This is a genomic window from Ruminococcus sp. RTP21484sp1_RTP21277st1_D2_RTP21277_210401 (genome assembly GCF_040924225.1).
Classification (GTDB): Bacteria; Bacillota; Clostridia; order Lachnospirales; family Lachnospiraceae; genus Blautia_A; species Blautia_A faecis.
The window spans coordinates 76063-97388 of sequence record NZ_JBCOMJ010000019.1; the positions used below are offsets into that span (position 1 = coordinate 76063).

18 protein-coding genes and 3 pseudogenes are annotated in these 21326 nt (G+C 44.3%); 18 read left to right on the plus strand and 3 right to left on the minus strand.

All coding sequences use genetic code 11. The features are described from left to right. Positions 1 to 55: 55 nt before the first annotated feature. Both AB5706_RS13605 and AB5706_RS13610 read left to right on the plus strand, forming a co-directional pair. On the plus strand, positions 56 to 3112 hold the full coding sequence (locus AB5706_RS13605) for a glycoside hydrolase family 3 C-terminal domain-containing protein (protein WP_368366132.1): 3057 nt from the start codon (positions 56 to 58) through the stop codon (positions 3110 to 3112). Further along, positions 3112 to 3555, plus strand: a complete 444-nt coding sequence (locus AB5706_RS13610; protein ID WP_173719362.1) for a hypothetical protein — start codon at positions 3112 to 3114, stop codon at positions 3553 to 3555. Before AB5706_RS13605 ends, AB5706_RS13610 begins: the two co-directional genes overlap by 1 nt. A 74-nt stretch (positions 3556 to 3629) precedes the next feature. Here the strand turns inward: AB5706_RS13610 and AB5706_RS13615 are convergent, their stop codons facing one another. Together AB5706_RS13615 and AB5706_RS13620 are read right to left on the minus strand one after the other, a co-directional pair. Beyond that, positions 3630 to 5000 carry an MATE family efflux transporter gene (locus tag AB5706_RS13615; RefSeq protein ID WP_173770254.1) on the minus strand — a complete coding sequence of 457 codons (1371 nt, stop codon included), beginning with the start codon at positions 4998 to 5000 and terminating at the stop codon, positions 3630 to 3632. 54 nt (positions 5001 to 5054) lie between these two features. Beyond that, positions 5055 to 5201 (minus strand): annotated as a pseudogene (locus AB5706_RS13620) (DUF6783 domain-containing protein); the annotation flags it as partial. Between AB5706_RS13620 and AB5706_RS13625 the strand changes: the two are divergent. The 4 genes and pseudogenes from AB5706_RS13625 (at position 5139) to AB5706_RS13640 (ending at position 9300) form a co-directional block, all read left to right on the plus strand. Then, positions 5139 to 5288 (plus strand): annotated as a pseudogene (locus tag AB5706_RS13625) (DUF6783 domain-containing protein). The pseudogenes AB5706_RS13620 and AB5706_RS13625 overlap by 63 nt on opposite strands. 258 nt (positions 5289 to 5546) lie before the next feature. Next, on the plus strand, positions 5547 to 6731 hold the full coding sequence (locus tag AB5706_RS13630) for a DnaJ C-terminal domain-containing protein (RefSeq protein ID WP_173719364.1): 1185 nt from the start codon (positions 5547 to 5549) through the stop codon (positions 6729 to 6731). Between the two features lie 436 nt (positions 6732 to 7167). Continuing rightward, positions 7168 to 8703: a 4-alpha-glucanotransferase gene (gene malQ, locus AB5706_RS13635; protein ID WP_173719365.1), complete on the plus strand. Its 1536-nt coding sequence runs from the start codon at positions 7168 to 7170 to the stop codon at positions 8701 to 8703. Positions 8704 to 8841: 138 nt separating this feature from the next. After that, a complete protein-coding gene (locus tag AB5706_RS13640) occupies positions 8842 to 9300 on the plus strand; it encodes a CYTH domain-containing protein (RefSeq protein WP_173719366.1) in 459 nt (152 codons plus the stop codon). 22 nt (positions 9301 to 9322) lie between these two features. Here AB5706_RS13640 and AB5706_RS13645 read toward each other — a convergent pair whose 3' ends face one another. After that, complete coding sequence (locus AB5706_RS13645) at positions 9323 to 9448, minus strand: DUF6783 domain-containing protein (protein ID WP_308768445.1); 126 nt, start codon at positions 9446 to 9448, stop codon at positions 9323 to 9325. On the opposite strand from AB5706_RS13645, the pseudogene AB5706_RS13650 reads away from it, so the two are divergent. From AB5706_RS13650 to truA, 12 genes and pseudogenes are all read left to right on the plus strand, one after another. Next, positions 9398 to 9508: pseudogene (locus AB5706_RS13650) on the plus strand (DUF6783 domain-containing protein); the annotation flags it as partial. The gene AB5706_RS13645 and the pseudogene AB5706_RS13650 sit on opposite strands and share 51 nt — an antisense overlap. Positions 9509 to 9522: 14 nt before the next feature. Continuing rightward, positions 9523 to 10317 carry a pyrroline-5-carboxylate reductase gene (proC, locus tag AB5706_RS13655; protein ID WP_173719367.1) on the plus strand — a complete coding sequence of 265 codons (795 nt, stop codon included), beginning with the start codon at positions 9523 to 9525 and terminating at the stop codon, positions 10315 to 10317. A 90-nt stretch (positions 10318 to 10407) separates the two neighbouring features. After that, positions 10408 to 10959: a DJ-1 family glyoxalase III gene (locus AB5706_RS13660; RefSeq protein ID WP_173719368.1), complete on the plus strand. Its 552-nt coding sequence runs from the start codon at positions 10408 to 10410 to the stop codon at positions 10957 to 10959. A 268-nt stretch (positions 10960 to 11227) separates the two neighbouring features. Further along, the gene (gene tig, locus AB5706_RS13665; RefSeq protein ID WP_118582705.1) at positions 11228 to 12535 is read left to right on the plus strand and encodes a trigger factor; all 1308 of its coding nucleotides are present in this window, start codon (positions 11228 to 11230) and stop codon (positions 12533 to 12535) included. Between the two features lie 118 nt (positions 12536 to 12653). Beyond that, entirely contained in the window at positions 12654 to 13235 is a 582-nt protein-coding gene (gene clpP, locus AB5706_RS13670; protein WP_118582708.1) for an ATP-dependent Clp endopeptidase proteolytic subunit ClpP, read from the plus strand. A 328-nt stretch (positions 13236 to 13563) separates the two neighbouring features. Continuing rightward, on the plus strand, positions 13564 to 14886 hold the full coding sequence (clpX, locus tag AB5706_RS13675) for an ATP-dependent Clp protease ATP-binding subunit ClpX (RefSeq protein ID WP_118582711.1): 1323 nt from the start codon (positions 13564 to 13566) through the stop codon (positions 14884 to 14886). A 19-nt stretch (positions 14887 to 14905) separates the two neighbouring features. Next, on the plus strand, positions 14906 to 17218 hold the full coding sequence (gene lon, locus AB5706_RS13680) for an endopeptidase La (protein WP_173717245.1): 2313 nt from the start codon (positions 14906 to 14908) through the stop codon (positions 17216 to 17218). A 17-nt stretch (positions 17219 to 17235) separates the two neighbouring features. Next, positions 17236 to 17853, plus strand: a complete 618-nt coding sequence (yihA, locus tag AB5706_RS13685) for a ribosome biogenesis GTP-binding protein YihA/YsxC (protein WP_118582717.1) — start codon at positions 17236 to 17238, stop codon at positions 17851 to 17853. 18 nt (positions 17854 to 17871) lie between these two features. Beyond that, entirely contained in the window at positions 17872 to 18717 is an 846-nt protein-coding gene (locus AB5706_RS13690) for an energy-coupling factor transporter ATPase (protein WP_118582720.1), read from the plus strand. Next, entirely contained in the window at positions 18708 to 19595 is an 888-nt protein-coding gene (locus AB5706_RS13695; protein ID WP_173717244.1) for an energy-coupling factor transporter ATPase, read from the plus strand. The genes AB5706_RS13690 and AB5706_RS13695 overlap by 10 nt, the downstream gene beginning before the upstream one ends. Beyond that, entirely contained in the window at positions 19592 to 20395 is an 804-nt protein-coding gene (locus tag AB5706_RS13700; RefSeq protein ID WP_368366133.1) for an energy-coupling factor transporter transmembrane protein EcfT, read from the plus strand. The genes AB5706_RS13695 and AB5706_RS13700 overlap by 4 nt, the downstream gene beginning before the upstream one ends. Before the next feature lie 102 nt (positions 20396 to 20497). Next, complete coding sequence (gene truA, locus AB5706_RS13705; protein WP_330602731.1) at positions 20498 to 21241, plus strand: tRNA pseudouridine(38-40) synthase TruA; 744 nt, start codon at positions 20498 to 20500, stop codon at positions 21239 to 21241. Positions 21242 to 21326 lie beyond the last annotated feature (85 nt).

Genomic DNA, 21326 nt, shown 5'->3' on the forward strand with positions numbered 1-21326 from the left:
GCGGTCATGAAAAGCAAAAAACAATATTTATTGTTGATCAAATGGGAGGAAACATATGAAAATCAAGAAGGAAATCACCCGTGGTCTGGGTGCTGTTTCAGCTTGTCTGCTTACAGTTGTGTCCATAGGAACTCCTGTGGCAGAGGCCTATGAGGGCAGACTAAACACAGTGCTTGGCATTGAAACTACAAAGACAGTTTCGGATGAAGGCTTAGATGTTGATACAGATTATTATAAAAGCGATTATGGAACTGATATTTATGATGGAGATAAGCTGCAGCAGCTGGAGGATGATGCGGCAGCACAGGCAGTTGCAGAACAGGAAGAAGGTTCTGTTCTTTTGAAAAATGACAACAATGCACTTCCACTGGCGGCTGGAAGCAGCATTACACTTTTTGGACAAAATTCTATTGAGAGTACGGAAAGTGTAGCTGGAAGTACAGGTTTTGGCGGTCCGCAATCCTACTCAGGACCTTTTTACAGTTATCATTCTACGGCTAATTCTACCCAGGAACTGGTAACTTATCTTGGAGCAATGGAGTCCGTTTATGATGTTAATCAGACAATGGTAAAGGCTTATCAGGAGAGCGGTTATATGCGTGTAAAATCTGTTGACGATCCGCAGATTGGAGAAGCACCAGCAGATTTTTACACAGAAAATCTGAAAAATAGCTGGCAGGATCAGTATAATGATGCAGCTGTTGTTATGCTTACAAGACAGGCAAGTGAGGATTGTGACCTTCTTCTTGAAGATCCAGAGGGAATCAGTCAGCTGGCTCTTCATCAGGACGAAAAAGATCTTTTGAATATGCTGAAAGAACAGAAAGAGCAGGGCGTATTTAAGAAAATTATTCTTCTTGTAAATTCTAACTGGGCTATGGAGCTTGGAGACCTGGATGATTATGATGTGGATGCATGCCTGTGGATTGGTTCCCCTGGTATTGTTGGATTTACAGGTGTTGTAAATCTGCTTCAAGGAGAGGCGAACCCATCTGGAAAACTGGTTGATACCTATGCGAAAAATTCCCTGTCAGCTCCGGCTATCACCTATGCACAGATGAAAAATACGCCAGAGTGGGCGAATCTGGATGAGGTTCTGGAATATTGTTCAGACAGCGATCAGTATGTTTCCAACTATCTGATCTATGCAGAGGATATTTATGTAGGATATAAATATTATGAAACCCGTTATGAGGATACCGTACTTGGAAACGGAAATGCAGACAGTATAGTTGGTTCCTCAACTGGAAAAGCATGGAATTATAATGACGAAATCGCTTATCCATTTGGCTATGGACTTTCCTACACAACCTTTTCCCAGACCCTTGATGGTGTAGAGTATGACGAAACAACAGATACTTACAACGTAAAAGTTACCGTGACAAATACTGGTGATACAGCTGGAAAATCTGTTGCAGAAGTCTATGCACAGACCCCATATGGGGATTATGAAAAAGAGAACAATGTGGAGAAATCTGCAGTCCAGGTTGTGGGCTTTGATAAGACAGATATCCTGGCGCCAGGTGCTTCTGAGACACTGGAAATTCCAGTAGAAAGATATCTCCTTGCAAGCTACGATTACACCAATGCCAAAGGCTATATTTTAAGCGAAGGCGATTATTACTTTGCCATCGGCGATGATGCACACGATGCCCTGAACAATATTCTTGCTGCAAAAGGTGCCAAGGGAATGACAGATGCATTGGGCGAGAAGGCTAAAGGAGATGCAGAGAAAGCATACTCCTGGAACAATGCAAAACTGGATACAGAGTCCTATAAAATGTCCCGCTATTCTGATATGGAAGTAACAAACCAGTTCGACGATGCCAATTTAAATAACCTTGGAACAGACACTGTAACTTATCTTTCCAGAAGTGACTGGGAGGGAACATATCCAGCAGAGCAGGTTTCTGTAACTGCAACTGAGGATATGATGAAAACTTTAAATGGTGATCTTTATACAGAACCAGAAGATGCACCATCTGTAGATGATTTTACCCAGGGAGTAGATGCTGGCATTAACTTTGTTGCAATGAAAGATGTAGATTACGATGACGATGCCACATGGGATAAATTCCTTGACCAGCTCACGGTAGAAGAAATGGCTTCTATTCTCCCTGACCAGAACGGTTCTGTACTAGTTGAGAGTATTGCAATGCCGTCTACCTACCGTGGGGATGATATGGACTGTTTGGAGCAGGTAACTTTCAAACTTACTGGAAAATCCGGTATTGTATGGCCTTCCACCGTTGTTATGACCTGCACCTGGAATAAAGATGATGTTGCGAAACGAAGCAGCATGACTGCAAATGAAGCTTATTTTATGGGCGCAACAGAAATCTGGTCTGGCGGCCCGAACTGCCATCGTACACAGTTTAACGGACGAGCTTCTGCTTACTATTCTGAAGATGGAAACATGGGATATCTGGTAGGAACTGTTGTTGCTGAAAACGTTCAGAAATATGGAATTATCCTTGGCTATAAACACATGGTTGTAAACGACCAGGAAGCACATCGTGAGAGTGCGGCAACCTTTACCAATGAACAGGCTCTTCGTGAGCAGTATCTGCGAGCTTTTGAGGGAGCCTATACAAAAGGCGGCGCAATGGGTTGTATGACAGCATTTAACAGAATCGGCTGCACTTACTGCGGAAGTTCCTCAGCACTTCTTACAACTGTTATGAGAGGAGAATGGGCTTACAAAGGACATGTTACTTCTGATGCGGTTGTAAATATGGATTACAAGAAACATTATACTTCTAACATTACAGCAGGACTTGACTACTGGTGCTGGGATATGGCAGGATTCGGAGCTTCCGATGATTCTTCTGTAGTGCTCAGTAAAGACATGGTTACGGAAGCCATCGAAAATGGTGACGGTTACATGCTTCAGACTCTGCGTAATGCAACCAAGCACAATGTTTATGCACAGGTTCATTCTATCCTGATTAATGGACTGGATGAAACCTCTCATGTAGTACATATTACTCCATGGTGGAAAACAGCTTTGAAAGCGGCAACAATTGGATTTGGAACAATTACTATACTGTTTATTGTACTTTACTATCTGGAAATGCTGGTTTGGAGTAAAAAGAGAGGAGAAAATGCATAATGAATATCAAAGATAAGATATTAGGAAAAAGAATCAGCGGCATTTTTAATGCATTAAATATTCTGCTCGGCCTGTTCTGCATTATTTATTACAGTATCAACGCAAACCGTGTAAATGAGTTTAATAAAGCTGTTGATTTTTATCTTGTACTGGCCATTATGTGCTGTGGGATTTACGTATTTGCAGATTATGTGATTGCGGATATTTTCAATCTGATTGCAGTTGTGTTTATTACACTTTCCATTGGAAAAATGATCGTAAACAGTATCAACACTTTTGCAGATGCCTTGAACGGAATTTCCATGTTCGGTTCTTCTGGTGTGATCGGTTATATTATTGTGACAGCGGTGGTTATGGTTATCATGCTGGTGCTGGAAATCGTATCCTGTTTCCTGAGCAGAGAGAAAAAGAATGCAATGAAGGTGGTTGTTTCTGAAAAATAATTTCAGAAGTGTAAAACTTAATTATAAAAAAATCCGACAGAACAGGTATGAAAATACCATCTGTCGGATCTTTTTTATCTATTTGTAGTTCTTAACAAACTATGTTCGCAAATATACTGGAACACAAAATAAAAAATAATTCCCTTTGAAACGGTGGAAAGTGTCAGTGCCCACCAGATTCCATTCAGTCCCAGTGCAGTGTTTGACAGAACCAGTGCAAGGGGGATTCGTATAACAGTCAGGCCAACGCTGATCAGACTGCAAAGCTGTGTCCGTCCAAGACCAGACAGGGCACCCACAGTCATCATTTCCACGCTGAGAAAAATTTCGGAAAATCCGATGATTCGCAGGTAATCAACGGAAAGACGGATAACTTCCTCCTCGTGGAAAAAGAGCACAGAAATCTGCCGCGGGAAAAATACAAAGGCAATAGTGATCAGTGCAGCCCAGCATATCAGAAGCCGAATGGAAATATGGTATCCTGATTTGATTCGGTCTTTTTTTCCTGCTCCGTAGTTCTGCCCCATGAAAGCGTTCAGGGCGGAGCCAAAACCATCAGCTGTGTTCCAGGAAAGGGACTCAATCTGTCCGCCTACACGCTGTACGGCAATAGCACCGTCCCCGAATCCGGAAACCATTCGGGTGAGTATCATGGAGATGATACAGTAAAGGCTTCCTTGAAGCGCAGTGGGGGTTCCAATGCGAAAGACTCCTTTTAAACAGGCAATATCCGGTCGTGAAAGCAGACGGATTTTGTGTAGTACATTGGCTTCACCGTGGTCACGGAGAATTTCTGTAACAAGGATCAGCAGAACTATAATCTGTGCAGTAACAGTTGCAACTGCTGCTCCTACAACTTCTAATCTGGGAAATGGTCCTACACCAAGAACAAGAAGCGGATCAAGGATCATATTCAGTATCAGACCAAAGAAGTTTGCCTTCAATGGTGTTTTGGAATCGCCCTGGGCTGTGAAAAGACCTGTCAGCACCTGGGAAAGGAAGGAAAACAGGATTAGTCCGCAGGTAATCCGCATATAAATTCTGGCACTGTTGTAAGTTTCTGCATCATTTAATGCAAAGAACTGCAGCAGCGGATTCGTAAATAATATACTGATCAATGTAACAAAAAGAGAGAATAGTATGGTAAGCTGCAGAGCTGCCTGTGCAAAGCCTGCGGCAGCCTTCTGATCACCTCTTCCAAGGGAATGCGCCATGTTTACCTGTCCTCCCATTCTTGCCAGGGAAGAAAGTCCCTGGGAGAGCCAGACGTACATACCTCCCACGCCCACACCCGCCACTGCTTTAGAGCCCAGCATTCCTATCCATGCCATATCTGTAATGTTGTAGGCGGTAGACAGGAAGGAAGAAGCCATGATTGGCAGTGCCAGCTCAGACAAAGTCCGTAAAATAGGACCGGAGGTGAGATTTAATTGTTTCTTTTTCATTTTAGATCTCCTGAAAATAGTAAAGTATCATTATTATACCATAGAAAACGCATTTTAAGAAGATGAAATATGACTTGAAAATACTCTAAAGCCTGTTTGAAAAAGTCTAGAGCGTGTTTGAAAAAGGCTTTCTGCAAGATGTGCGTCACAATTTGTGGGAGATTTTGTCCGGATGAAGGCGCCGTAGCGGGCTACGGCAACTGAATTCAGGCAAAATATACCGCAAAGTGGGGCGTGCAGATTGCGGGAATGATTTTTCAAACACGCTCTAATGTGAAAAAAATATGAAATTATGTTCCATACCTTGACTTTTAAAAGAATGAATGTTATATTACAAATAGAACAAAAATAAAAGTTATTTCCCGTGGATGTTCGGGAGATGGACAACAGCATTCCCCGGAAGAGATTCCGGGGAATTTGTAGATACTGAATAGTTACAATAAATTGACATTACTGTATTCAGAAAATATATTACAAAGTATATGGATGAAAGCTGTGGGCAGTAATGAATTTATTTCGCAATATGAGGAGTCAGAGGTGACCAGTATGGGAGCAAAGAGAGATTATTATGAAGTGCTGGGAATCAGTCGCAGCGCGGATAAAGATGCTATAAAGAAAGCTTATCGTAAGATGGCAAAGAAATACCATCCGGATTCAAACGCGGGAAATCCGGATGCTGAAGAAAAGTTTAAGGAAGTCACAGAAGCATATAATGTGCTCAGTGACCCTGAGAAGAAAAAACTCTATGATCAGTTCGGTCATGCAGCATTTGAAGAAGGTGCTGGCGGTGCCGGATATGGTGAAGGTGGCTTTAATAGAAACGGCGGCTTTGACGGCTCTGGATTCAGTGGCTTTGGCGGTTTTGGAAATAGTCATAGCGGTGCTTATAGAAGTCCGGATGGCAGCTATCAGGAATTTCATTTCGAAGGTGGTGACATGGACGATATTCTGAAGAATCTGTTTGGAGGAGGCTTCGGAGGAGGAAGCAATTCTGAAAAGGCTGGTTCCGCACACGGATTTGGAGGAAGCGGTTTTGGTCACTCTGGTTTTGAAAACGGCTCTTTTAGAAGCGGATTTAATGGTAGTTTCGGCAGTGGAGGTTTTGATGGTACCGGTTATGGAGATGGCTTTGGAAACAGCTGCAATAGCGGCTTTAGTGGCAGTCACCAGCAGAAAGGCCAGGACCTGAACGCAGAAATTTCCATCAGCTTCAACGAGGCAGCATTTGGTTGCGACAAGCTGATTAATCTTTCTGGTGCAGACGGCAGTGGAAAACAGACTCTGAAAGTTCACATTCCTGCCGGAATTGACAACGGCAAGAGTATCCGTCTGAGAGGCAAAGGAAATCCAGGTTACGGAGGTGCTCCCGCAGGGGATCTTCTTCTGAAGGTTCATGTAGGCGAGCGCCCTGGCTTTGAGCGAAAAGGCACCGACGTTTACACCACCGTAAATGTGCCGTTCATCACAGCTGCTCTGGGCGGTGAGGCAAAAGTCCAGACCCTGAATGGCCAGGTAATGTGCCGTATCCCGGAAGGCACACAGTCTGGCAGCAAGATCCGTCTGAAAGGAAAAGGTATCCAGGCAATGGGAAAAGCTGGAGTCTACGGTGATCTGTACGTAACCGTCCAGGTTCAGGTACCGAGAAATTTAAGCGAGGAATCCAAACGGAGACTTCGTGAATTTGATACCAGTACCAGAATGGCTGGTACAAGAGGAAGTCGAACAGCGTAAAATTGCCTGCTATTAAATAACTATTTATTAAATAAGCGAAAGGTACAATATAGCTTACATGTATAAAATTTGGTTTGCTAAATCTAAGCTGAATGCATGTAAGCAGTTTGTTTCTATGTCTTGATCATAATCCGAAATCGGACTAAATCTATTAAAAAAGGTCCGATTTCGGATTTTTTGTGCTGCTTTACAGATCGGGAAAGCAAAAAGGAGAGAAAACGCATATGGCAGAAGCTCTGGGATTGACCGGTTCTGTGTCCTGTCTGGTGAAGAATAAAAAGAAATATCATTATTATTAGAAAAAACACTATATTTCTTGAAAAAATGATATTGATTTAAGTACATGAATTGTGGCATGATATAAACATGTATGTTAAACTGTAATAAGTGTAACAATATATGCTAAAGTATGATGCTTTTGAACAGGGAGGAAAAAATGGGAAATCAGAGAGAATGTGGCGTGCTGCTTCCAATCAGTAGTCTGCCTTCAAAATACGGAATTGGATGTTTTTCAAAAAGTGCCTATGAGTTTGTGGATCAGTTGAAGGCAGCCGGACAGGGCTGTTGGCAGATTCTGCCCCTTGGACCAACCAGCTACGGTGATTCACCTTATCAGTCTTTTTCCACCTTTGCAGGAAATCCTTATTTTATCAGTCTGGAAGACCTGATCGAAGAGGGAGTGCTTACGGAAAAAGAGTGTGATGCTGTGGATTTCGGTTCCAGGGAAGATGATGTGGATTATGAGAAAATTTACAAAGGACGATACAAACTTCTTCGTAAAGCCTATGAGAGAAGCGATATTTCCAAAAATCCTGACTTTGTAAGATTCCAGCAGGAGCAGGCGCATTGGCTTGGCGATTATGCACTTTTTATGGCGGTGAAGGATCGTTTTGAGGGAATTCCGTGGACAGAATGGGCGGAGGACATCCGTCTTCGCTGGAATAATGCACTGGATTATTACAGAAAAGAACTGTATTTTGAAATTGAATTCCAGGAGTATATGCAGTTCAAATTTTATGAACAGTGGGCGAAACTGAAAGCGTATGCAAACAGAAGAGGAATTCGTATTATCGGAGATATTCCGATCTATGTTGCCATGGACAGCGCAGATACCTGGGCAAATCCAGGACTTTTCAAACTGGATGAAAATAACGAGCCTACACAGGTAGCCGGATGTCCGCCAGATGGATTTTCTGCAACAGGACAGCTTTGGGGAAATCCGCTGTACAGATGGGATGTGCATAAAAATACCGGATTCGAGTGGTGGATCAAACGTCTGGCACATTGCTTTAATATGTATGATGTTGTCCGCATTGATCATTTCCGTGGATTTGATGAATATTATGCGATTCCATATGGTGATAAGGATGCAAAACGCGGCTGGTGGGAAAAAGGACCTGGAATGGATCTTTTCCGTACCGTTTCCTATCGGTTGGGACACAAGGACATTATTGCTGAGGACCTTGGTTTCATGACTGATTCTGTGAAGCGTCTTGTGGAGGAGAGTGGTTATCCAAACATGAAGGTAATCGAGTTTGCCTTTGATGAGCGGGATACTGGAAATGCCAGTGATTATCTGCCTCATAACTACACAAATAACTGTGTGGTTTATACCGGAACCCACGACAATGAGACACTGCTTGGCTGGTATGGGGATATTACTCCTGAGGAGCGTCATATGGTTCGGGAATATCTGTGGAACTTCCACGATGATGAGAAAGGCATCTGCCGGAATATGATCCGTCTGGTTATGGGAAGTGTAGCCGGAAGATGTATTATTCCGATTCAGGATTATCTGCAGCTTGATAATTCAGCCCGCATTAATCAGCCATCCACTCTGGGAACAAACTGGAAGTGGCGCCTGAAAGAAGGACAGTTCAGCAAAGAATTGCAGAAGGAAATGCTGACTCTGGCGACCAGATTCGGAAGGAAAAACTGGACCCCGGATCCGTTGGAAGAGAAAATGGAATAAATTTAATATTTAATCAGTTGTTGCATAAAAAAAGGTAGAAGAGTAAAATTGAGGGCAAGGGTGTTTGCCCTCAATTTTGTATATACGGAGAGCTGAAAAGTTCGTGCTTTTCATAAAAAACATGAGGAGGAAACTAAGTTGGAAATTGAGAGAAAGTTTCTCATTAAGAGAGAAAACCTTCCGGAAAACCTGGAGCAGTATCCAAGCAAGGTAATTGAGCAGGGCTATCTGTGCACAGAGCCGGTAGTGCGGATCCGCAAATCTAATGACAATTACTATCTGACTTATAAATCAAAGGGACTGCTGGCAAGAGAGGAATACAATCTGCCGCTGACAAAAGAAGCTTATGAGCACTTAAAACCCAAAGCAGACGGAATCGTGATCTCCAAGGTACGTTATGTGATTCCTGAGAAAGACGGTTTATCCATTGAACTGGACGTATTCAAAGCCCCCTACGAAGGTCTTCTCCTGGCAGAAGTGGAATTCCCCACCGAAGAAGCCGCCCACGCTTACCAGCCGCCAAAGTGGTTCGGGGAGGATGTGACGTATTCCACAGAGTATCACAACAGTACCTTAAGTAAAGGGAAAAAGAGATAAAATTTTTATTTTATAATGAACCTTAACTAGAGCCTGTTTGAAAAATCATTCCCGCAATCTGCACGCCCCACTTTGCGGTATATTTTGCCCGAATTCGGTTGCCGTAGCCCGCTACGGCGCCCTCATCCGGGCAAAATCTCCCACAAATCGTGACGCACATCTTGCAGAAAGCCTTTTTCAAACACGCTCTAAACAACGACCTACATGAAAGGAGCAGAAGATATGAAAATCGGATTTATCGGATGTGGAAATATGGGTTCTGCAATGATCGGCGGAATCCTGAAAAATGGTGTGTTTGAAAAAAATGAGATTATTGTTTCAAATCTCACAGAAGAAGGAAGTAGAAGAAGTCAGGAAAAACTTGGAGTTGTGACAACTCTGGATAATTGTGAAGTTGTGAAAAATGCAAATATTGTTATATTAGCAGTAAAGCCTCAATTCTATGAGGAGGTAATCGGTGAAATTAAAAATTTCCTGACACCACAGCATATGATCGTAGGAATTGCGCCCGGTAAAACTCTTGCATGGCTGGAAGAAAAATGTGAGCAGCCGTTAAAGGTGGTACGTCTTATGCCGAATACCCCGGCACAGGTAGGGGCAGGAATGACAGGTGCCTGTGTCAATGATCGGGTAACAGAAGAGGATCTGGATCAGATTCTTGCCATTACAAACAGCTTCGGTCGCACAGAGGTGGTACCAGAAAGGCTGATGGACGCAGTCAGCGCAGTCAGTGGGTGCTCTCCGGCTTATGTATTTATGTTTATTGAAGCAATGGCAGATGCCGCTGTGGCACAGGGAATGCCAAGAAAACAGGCCTATCAGTTTGCTGCCCAGGCTGTACTTGGAAGTGCGAAGCTGCTTCTGGAGACAGGCATGCATCCGGGAGAACTGAAGGATATGGTATGCTCCCCGGCAGGAACGACCATTGAGGGTGTGCGTATCCTGGAAAAAAATGGTTTCCGCAGTGCTGTGTTTGAAGCATTGCAGGGAGCTGCTGATAAAGGAAAGAAAATGTGAGCTTTGCCTACAAAAAACACCTCGCGGAATATTACCAGTGAGCAGTAACTATAAGTAAATAATTGTGAAAATGAATCAGGAGGTTCCACTATGAGCAAAAAAGTATACATCTTCCTCGCCGACGGTTTTGAAGACATTGAAGGCTTAACTGTAGTTGATCTTATGCGAAGAGCAGGAATCACTATTACAACCGTTTCTATTAAAAACACCAAACAGATCACCACAGCCCATGGAATTACCATGCTGACCGATACCACCTTCCGTGAGGCGGATTTCTCCGACGCAGACATGCTGGTTCTCCCGGGCGGACAACCTGGAACCACTTATCTTGGAGGATTCGAGCCACTTACCGATCTGGTTAAAAGCTTCTATAATAATGGAGGTAAGATCGCAGCCATCTGCGCGGCACCTACTGTTTTTGCAGAAATCGGACTTTTACATGGAAAGAAGGCCACTGCATACCCGGCCTGCATGGACGGTCTTGGAGATGCTGTGAAGTCTGAAGAAAAGGTTGTAATTGATGGAAACATTACTACAAGCCGTGGACTTGGAACTGCAATTGACTTTTCCCTTTCCCTGATTTCCCAGCTCCTTGGACAGGAAAAAGCAGACCAGATTGCAGAATCCGTAGTTTATAAGTAAAAAATATTATAAAAAACCCTAATTTTTTAGGAATAACAGGGAAAACCATAAAAAACACTGGCGTTTTTAATTTGGTTGTGCTATACTTCTACAATGACTGTAATAATAGGGGGAAACCCTGCGCATTTATAACCGCAGAAGGATCGCAGTGACAGGAACCTGTTTTGGACTTTCCGGTTATCATCTGCGGTATCATTATTAAGAAATGGACAATGTCAATGCATTGGACCTGACATTTTACCTGAGAATATTAAGGAGGAACACGAAAATGAGTTTACAGGTGGAGAAATTAGAGAAAAACATGGCGAAGCTTACCATCGAAGTTTCCGCTGAAGATTTAGACAAAGCAATGGAGAAAGCTTACCAGAAACAGAAAAGCAGAATCAGCCTTCCAGGATTCCGTAAAGGAAAAGCTCCGAGAAAGATGATCGAGAGCATGTATGGCAAGGGTGTATTCATGGAAGACGCTGTTAATTCTCTTGTACCACAGGAGTATACAAAAGCTCTTGGCGAGTGCGATCTTGAGATCGTTTCCCAGCCGGAGATCAATGTTACACAGATGGAGCCAGGTAAAGCTCTTATCTTCACAGCTGATGTAGCTGTGAAACCAGAGGTTACTCTTGGAGATTACAAGGGTGTAGAGGTTCCGAAGTCTGAGATCACTGTAACAGACGAGGAAGTTGACGCTGAGGTTAAGAAAGAGCAGGATAAGAATGCAAGAACAGTTGCAGTTGAGGATCGTGCAGCTGCAAACGGCGATATCACAACAATCGATTTCGAGGGATTTGTTGATGGTGTTGCATTTGAAGGCGGTAAAGGAACTGACTACGCACTTACACTTGGTTCCGGTACATTTATCCCGGGATTCGAGGATCAGCTTGTTGGAGCAAACACTGGTGACCATGTAGAAGTTAAGGTTACTTTCCCAGAGGAATATCAGGCAAAAGAGCTTGCTGGCAAGGAAGCTGTATTCCAGTGTGACGTTAAGAAGATCGAGACCAAAGAGGTTCCGGAGCTTGACGATGAGTTTGCGAAAGACGTATCTGAGTTTGATACTCTTGCTGAGTACAAAGAAGATGTTAAGAAGAAACTGACAGAGAAGAAAGAGAAAGAAGCAAGAACTGCAAAAGAGAACGCTGCAGTAGATAAAGCAATCGAGAATGCACAGATGGATATTCCGGAGCTTATGACAAAGACTGAGTGCCGTCAGATGATGGACGATTTCTCCAGAAGAATGCAGCAGCAGGGATTATCCATGGAGCAGTACTTCCAGTTCACAGGACAGAGCATGGACAAGATGATGGAAGACATGAAGCCACAGGCTCTTAAGAGAATCCAGACAAGACTGGTTCTTGAGAAAGTAGCTGAGGCTGAGAACATCCAGCCATCTGAAGAAGAGATCACAGAAGAGATCCAGAAGATGGCAGATGCTTACAAGATGGAAGCTGACAAGATCAGAGAAGCTATCGGTGAGAGCGGACTTGAGCAGATGAAGAAAGATATGGCTGTTCAGAAGGCTGTTACTGTTATCGCTGATGCAGCAGTTGAAGTTGAGAAAGCAGCAGACGCTGAATAATCAGCAGGCAGATAACTGCACATCCCAAGAGGGAAAATTTATTTTGTTATGAAAGCGCTCTCTGGCGCATTATAATGCAGATCTAGGGGAGCGCATCTGATAAGAAAAGAGGGAATATATGAGTTTAGTGCCTTATGTCATTGAGCAGACAAGCAGAGGGGAGAGAAGCTACGACATCTATTCAAGGCTTCTGAAGGACAGAATCATTTTCCTGGGAGAGGAAGTAAACGATGTAAGTGCCAGTCTGGTAGTTGCTGAGTTGCTTTTTCTGGAAGCAGAGGATCCTGGAAAGGATATCCAGCTTTATATCAACAGCCCGGGTGGTTCCGTGACAGCTGGTATGGCTATCTACGATACCATGCAGTATATCAAGTGCGACGTTTCCACTATTTGTCTGGGAATGGCTGCCAGCATGGGAGCATTCCTTCTTGCTGGTGGTACAAAGGGTAAGAGATTTGCACTGCCGAATTCTACGATCATGATCCATCAGCCATCTGGCGGAGCCCAGGGACAGGCTACTGAGATCCAGATCGTGGCAGATCACATTGCCAAGACAAAGAGAACATTAAATGAAATTCTGGCTGCAAACACCGGACAGCCTCTTGAGGTAGTAGAGAAAGATACAGACCGTGACAATTACATGTCCGCAGAGGAAGCATTGGCTTATGGTCTGATCGATGGTGTTGTAACCCACAAATAGGGAAAAACTGTAACTGGATAACCGAGTGTACACTGATGAAGATGTAGTATATTTGTGTATTTCCAGTATAAAGTTTCCTGCCTAAACTGAAAACAAAAGAAATCCCCCTGGAGCTTTTTGAACTCTAATAGCCGGAGTTTTCTTTTGCATGCTACTGTAAGAAAAGACTCCTGAACTAACAGGAGTCTTATCTTGTAAAATGGGATAATTTTGTAAAATGGGTATATTTTACAGAATAATTTCAAATTTTAAGAAATAAAGAAAACTTTTTTCAGAATAGCTCTGAATAAGGTTGCTTTATTTAAAAGAAAGGAAAAGTTAAAGATTCATGGCTGAAAAGATAAGAGAAGGAAAAGTAAGATGTTCCTTTTGCCAGAAAACCGAGGATCAGGTCCGCAAATTAATCGCCGGACCGGATGGTGCCTACATCTGCGATGAGTGTGTAGGTATCTGCTCGGAGATCATGGAGGAAGAATTTGGAGGATACGATCAGGAAGATATTCTTGGATCTGAGATCAATCTGATGAAACCAGAGGAAATCCATGCAATTCTGGACGACTATGTAATCGGACAGGATGAGGCAAAGAAAGCACTTTCTGTTGCTGTATACAATCATTACAAACGTGTTACTGCTTCCAGGAATCTGGATGTAGAGCTTCAGAAGAGCAATATCCTTATGCTTGGACCAACTGGTTCCGGTAAGACACTTCTTGCCCAGACACTGGCAAGACTTCTGAATGTACCGTTTGCCATTGCAGACGCCACTACCCTGACAGAGGCAGGATATGTAGGTGAAGATGTTGAGAATATTCTTCTGAAGATCATTCAGGCTGCTGATTATGATATTGACAGAGCACAGTACGGAATTATTTATATAGATGAGATCGACAAGATCACACGTAAATCAGAGAATGTTTCCATCACTCGTGATGTTTCCGGAGAGGGTGTACAGCAGGCACTTCTGAAAATTCTGGAAGGCACTGTTGCAAGTGTTCCTCCTCAGGGTGGAAGAAAGCATCCGCATCAGGAATTCATCCAGATTGATACTACAAATATTCTGTTTATCTGTGGCGGTGCCTTTGACGGTCTGGAGAAGATCATTGAGGGAAGACAGGATACCAAGGCAATTGGCTTTGGCGCAGAAGTCGCTTCCAAAGAGGAACAGAATGTTGGTGAACTGTTCAAGCAGGTAATGCCTGAGGATCTGATCCGTTATGGACTGATTCCGGAGTTTGTAGGACGTGTGCCTGTAGTGGTAACCTTAGACGGACTTGATGAAAACGCACTTCTTCGCATCCTTCAGGAGCCGAAGAACGCACTGACCAAGCAGTACCATAAACTGTTTGAACTTGATGGAGTAGAGCTTGATTTTGAGGATGAAGCACTTCGTGTTATGGCGAGAAAGTCCATGGAACGTAAAACCGGAGCCAGAGGACTTCGTGCGATCATGGAGAGCACTCTTATGGATCTGATGTATAAGACTCCGTCTGACGACACCATTCGTAAATGCATTATTACAAAAGAAGCTGTAGAGGGAACTGGTGAACCTCAGATTGTTCATGGGGAAGCTCCTGCACAGCCGGTGAATCCGGCAAATACAGGCAGAAGAAGCCAGCGTGCACACAAAAAGGGCACTCCGGAAACAGCCTGATGAAGGGATTTGACTACAAATGAGTGAGCCAATCAATGTACTTCCTGCCCTTGCCCTTCGCGGAACTACCATTCTTCCGGGAATGATCATCCATTTCGATGTAAGCAGGGAACGTTCCAAAAAGGCAATCGAAGCGGCAATGTTTCAGGATCAGAAGATCTTTCTGGTAACCCAGAAGGATCCCCAGATTGAAGATCCTGGATTTGTACAGCTGTTTCAGGTAGGAACTATTGCATATATTAAGCAGGTTGTGAAACTTCCTGACAACCTGCTGCGTGTTCTTGTTGAGGGAAAAAGAAGGGCAGAACTTCTTGGTCTGGAACAGGAGACACCATATTTAAGAGCAGAGACTGTTCTTGTTAATGAGGAAGAAGAGGAGCTGCCTCAGGCGATGCTGGAGGCAATGTACAGAAGTATCAGGGAGCTGTTCCAAACTTATTGCGCTAAGGGTGGAAAGATTGGAAAAGAACTGGCTGCCCAGATCATGAATATAGAGAAAGCACCGGAGCTGATCGACCAGATCGTAATTAATCTGCCTCTTTCCTGGCAGAGCAAACAGAAGCTTCTGGAGGCAGCCAGACTGACAGACAGATATGAGCTTCTTGGTGCCATTTTGAGCAATGAGATCAATGTGCTGGATATCAGCCACGACCTTCAGCAGAAACTGAAAAAGCGCGTGGATAAAAACCAGCGTGAATATATTTTGAGAGAACAGCTGAAACTGATACGGGAGGAGCTTGGCGAGGACAATACTGCTGATGAGGCTGAGGAGTTCCGCAGAAAAGCCAAAGAGCTTACTGCTTCCCAGGAAGTAAAGGATCGCATTTTCAAAGAAATCGGCCGCTTTAAAATCACCAGCACCAATGCCGCTGAGAGCAGCATTCTGCGGGGATATATTGAGACACTTCTTTCCCTTCCGTGGGATAAGTGCTCTGAAGATTCTGAAGACCTGAAGACAGCCTGGAAGATTCTTGAAGAAGGTCATTATGGTCTGAAGGATGTAAAAGAGCGTATTATGGAATTCCTGTCTGTACGTAAGCTGACACATAAAGGAAAATCTCCTATACTTTGCCTTGTGGGACCTCCTGGAACCGGTAAGACTTCTATTGCCAAATCTGTTGCAGAAGCCACTGGCAAACGTTATGTCCGTATCTGTCTTGGTGGTGTGAAGGATGAAGCTGAGATCCGCGGACATAGAAAGACTTATGTGGGTGCTATGCCGGGAAGGATTACCGTTGCCCTTCAGCAGGCAAAGGTTGCCAATCCGCTTATGCTTCTGGACGAAATTGACAAGACAAGCAGTGATTACAAGGGAGATACTTCTTCTGCACTTCTTGAGGTGTTGGATCCGGAGCAGAACAGTCATTTCAATGACCATTATGTGGAGCTTCCTCAGGATCTTTCAGAGGTGTTGTTTATTGCAACAGCCAACGATATTCAGGGAATCCCAAGACCGCTTCTTGACCGAATGGAGGTCATTGAGATCAGCGGTTATACGGAGAATGAGAAAGAGCACATTGCAAAGGAGCATCTGATTCCCAAGCAAATGGAAGCCAATGGAATTGAGAAAGGCAAACTTTCCATTCAGGGCGGCGCTCTTCGAAAAATCATCAATAATTATACGAAGGAAGCCGGTGTCCGCAATCTGGAACGTCTCATCGGTCAGATCTGTCGTAAGACAGCACGTCTGATCATGGAAGATGGCAAAGAGAAGGTAACGGTCACTGGCAAGAACCTTGAGAGCTTTCTGGGGCAGGAGAAATACAATTACCTGATGGCGAATAAAAAGGATGAGGTTGGTATCGCAAGAGGTCTTGCCTGGACACAGGTTGGCGGTGATACCCTTCAGATCGAAGTAAATATTATGCCGGGTAAAGGGGAATTTGTGCTTACCGGACAGCTTGGAGACGTGATGAAGGAGTCTGCAACAGCGGGCATCAGCTACATCCGCTCTGTAGCAGCCAGATATGGAATCAATCAGGAATTTTTCCAGGAAAATGACATTCACGTACATATTCCGGAAGGGGCAGTGCCAAAGGACGGTCCGTCAGCCGGAATTACCATGGCAACTGCAATGCTTTCTGCCATTATTGACAAGCCGGTAAGAGCGGATCTTGCCATGACTGGTGAGATCACCTTAAGAGGTCGTGTACTTCCAATCGGCGGACTGAAAGAGAAGCTTCTTGCAGCTAAGTACGCCAAGATTAAAGAAGTACTGGTTCCAAAGTCCAATAAACCGGATATCAAAGAACTGGATGAGGAGATCACAGACGGACTGAAGATCACGTTTGTGGAAAATATGAATGAAGTGCTGGAACGGGCACTTGCCTGAAATGAGAGGTAGGAAAAATGGTAATTAAAAACGTTTCACTGGATATCGTTTGTGGTATCACCAGCAAACTGCCAGACACAGGAAGACCTGAAATTGCTTTTGCAGGGAAATCCAATGTGGGAAAATCCTCCCTCATTAACGGTCTGCTGAACCGAAAAGCGCTGGCAAGAACAAGTTCCCAGCCGGGAAAAACACAGACTATCAATTTTTATAATGTAAATGATTTTATGTACCTTGTGGATCTTCCAGGTTATGGATATGCCAAGGTTCCGGAGACCGAGAAGGCGAAGTGGGGAAAGATGATCGAGCGTTATCTTCATACCTCACAGACCCTGAAGGCAGTATTTCTCCTGATCGACATCCGGCACGATCCATCTGCAAATGATAAGCTGATGTATGACTGGATCGTAAATAACGGATACAATCCGATCATTATTGCAACCAAGCTGGATAAGCTGAAAAGAAGTCAGGTACAGAAGAATATTAAGGCTATCAAGGACGGACTGAAGCTGCGCCCGGGCAGTAAGATCATTCCTTTTTCCGCTGAGACAAAGCAGGGAAAAGATGAAATCTGGGCGTTAATGGACGAGTTGACCGGTGCAGTTCCGGCAGCTACGGACGAGCTGAAGGCCTGACAGACGAGGAAAAAGAATATGGGAATTATCAAGGCATTCAAGCTGGGATTTGACTATCTCAAGTATGATGAGGACGGCAATGTGGAAGCAACGCAGCGTGCTGTCAATGATGTAAACCTGGACATTGAAGCCGGCGATTTTGTGGCCGTTCTGGGGCACAATGGTTCCGGAAAATCCACATTGGCGAAGCAGATAAATGCATTGCTTATCCCTTCAGAGGGAACCATGTGGGTGGATGATATGGACACAGCCAAGGAGCCGGAGCTGTGGAAAATCCGCCAGAAAGCGGGGATGGTTTTTCAGAATCCGGACAACCAGATCATTGGTACGGTTGTGGAAGAGGATGTAGGCTTTGGTCCTGAGAATATGGGAGTACCTACAGACGAAATCTGGAAGCGTGTGGATGACAGTCTGAAAAAGACAGGAATGACCGCTTACCGTTATCAGTCTCCGAACAAGCTTTCCGGAGGCCAGAAACAAAGAGTGGCCATCGCAGGTGTTGTGGCGATGCGTCCAAGCTGTATTGTACTGGACGAGCCAACTGCAATGCTTGACCCGAATGGCAGGAAAGAAGTATTGAAAGCCGTTTCCGAGCTCAATAAAAAAGAAAATGTAACCGTTGTCCTGATTACCCATTATATGGAAGAAGTGATCCATGCCAACAAGGTTTATGTGATGGATGGTGGAAATGTGGTAATGCAGGGAACTCCAAGAGAAATTTTTTCCCAGGTAGAGACACTGAAGAAATACCGGCTGGATGTACCCCAGGTGACATTGCTCGCCCATGAGCTTCACAAGGCTGGCGTGGACATTCCGGAAGGAATACTGACGAAAGAGGAATTGGTGGGTGCATTATGTCGATAGAGCTTAAGAACGTGACCTATACTTACAGTCAGGGTACTGCTTATGAAAGCCACGCCCTGAAAGATATAAATCTTGTAATTCCGGATGGACAGTTCATTGGTGTGATTGGTCATACTGGAAGTGGAAAATCAACCTTGATCCAGCATTTTAATGCTTTGATCCAGCCTACAAGCGGTCAGATCCTTTATAATGGAGAAGACGTGTGGGCGGAGAATTATAACCGCCGGGCTCTTCGAAGTGAGGTGGGGCTGGTATTTCAGTACCCGGAGCACCAGCTGTTTGAGAATACAGTTCTGGCAGATGTTTGCTTTGGCCCTATGAATCAGGGACTTTCCAGGGAGCAGGCTGAGGAAGAGGCAAAAAAGGCCCTTGCCCATGTAGGTGTGAAGGAAGAGAATTTTACCAAGTCTCCTTTCGAGCTTTCAGGAGGCCAGAAGAAACGGGTTGCCATTGCAGGTGTTCTGGCAATGAACCCGAAGATCCTGATCCTGGATGAGCCTACTGCAGGGCTCGACCCACAGGGAAGAGATGACATTCTGGATCAGATTGTGGCTCTTCATAAGATGAGAGGAATTACCATTATCCTGGTTTCTCATAGCATGGAGGACATTGCCAAATATGTGGAACGCCTGATCGTTATGAATCATGGGGAAATGGTATTTGACGATACACCGAAGAATGTATTTTCCCATTATAAGGAACTGGAAGGAATGGGACTTGCGGCACCGCAGATCACCTATATCATGCATGCGCTTTCCGAAAATGGCCTGAATGTGGATACCACAGCTACCACTGTGGAGGAAGCCAGGGATACGATTCTGGAAGCTTTAAAGAAGCAGAAGCCTTCACTTCTTAAGAAGGGAGGCAGAAACGAATGATCAGAGATATTACCATTGGACAGTATTATCCGGCAGATTCCGTGATTCATAAGCTGGATCCAAGAACCAAACTGGTAGGAACCATTGGATTTATTGTATCTGTATTTTTGTTCCACACCTTCGCAGGATATGCAGTGGCTACTATATTTCTTGCAGGAATAATCCTGTTGTCCAAGGTTCCTGTGAAGTTTATTTTTAAAGGTCTGAAGACTATTTTCATGCTGCTTCTGATCACCATATTTTTTAATATGATTCTTACCCCTGGTGAGGTGGTATGGAAGCTGGGATTTATTAAGGTAACAAAGGAAGGTCTGGTGCTGGCAGGTACTATGGCGATCCGACTGGTTTATCTGGTGATCGGTTCTTCCATTATGACATTGACGACGACGCCTAACCAGCTGACTGATGGTCTGGAGCGTCTGCTCCGCCCGCTGAATAAGCTTCATGTACCAGTACATGATATTGCTATGATGATGTCGATCGCCCTACGTTTTATCCCTATTCTTCTGGAAGAAACGGATAAGATTATGAAAGCGCAGATTGCCCGCGGAGCTGATTTCGAGAATGGGAATCTGATCCAGAAGGCGAAGAACATGGTTCCCCTTCTGGTGCCGCTGTTTATTTCCGCATTCCGACGGGCAAATGATCTGGCCATGGCCATGGAAGCAAGATGCTATCATGGCGGCGATAACCGTACCCAGATGAAACCGCTTTGTTATAAAAAAAGAGATCATATGGCATATGTGATTTTGGCAGCGTATCTGGCTGTTGCAATTGGATTTAGGGCAGCTGGAATTTAAATCGACTGAACATCCATTTAAAAAGTTATAGTTCCCTCATCTGTATTCAGAGTCTTAAAATAGACTACGGATGCAGATGAGGGAATTTTCACAAGGAGAAAGATGATGAAACGAATTGGACTTGTTGTAGCATATGATGGAACGAATTATTGTGGCTGGCAGACACAGCCCAATGGAATTACAGTACAGGGAGTGTTGAATGATACACTTTCTGAGCTTCTGGGAGAAAAGATTGAAACGATTGGTGCCAGTCGTACAGATGCAGGCGTACACGCCTTTGGAAACGTAGCGGTATTTGATACCAACACCCGCATCCCGGGAGAGAAGATTTCTTATGCGCTGAACCAGCGTCTGCCGGAGGATATCCGGATTCAGATGTCCGAAGAAGTGGAACCGGACTTCCATCCAAGATACTGTGACAGTGAGAAAACATATGAATATCGCATTCTGAACCGCAAATTTCCGGTACCAACTGAGCGGCTTTATTCCTATTTCTATCATTACAAATTAGATGTGGACAAAATGAGAGAGGCAACATCCTACCTGATCGGAAGGCATGATTTTGCCAGTTTCTGCGGCTCCGGAGCCCAGGTGAAAACAACTATCCGTACGGTTACCGGAATTGAAGTTTTCCGTGATGGTGACATAGTTACGATTCGCGTTTCGGGAACTGGTTTCCTCTATAATATGGTCCGCATTATTTCCGGCACCTTGATTGAAATCGGAAATGGACAGTATCCACCGGAGCGCATGCAGAAAATCCTGGATGCCAAAGACCGTTCTGCTGCTGGTCCTACCGCACCGGCGCAGGGACTCACCTTGATGGGGATACAGTTCTTTGATTAATGAGTAACGTTGCTATTTAATGTGTTGGGAGGGTGAAAAGTTTTTCAGGAGGGACGCATTTGGACAATGTGTATTACTCACTCGC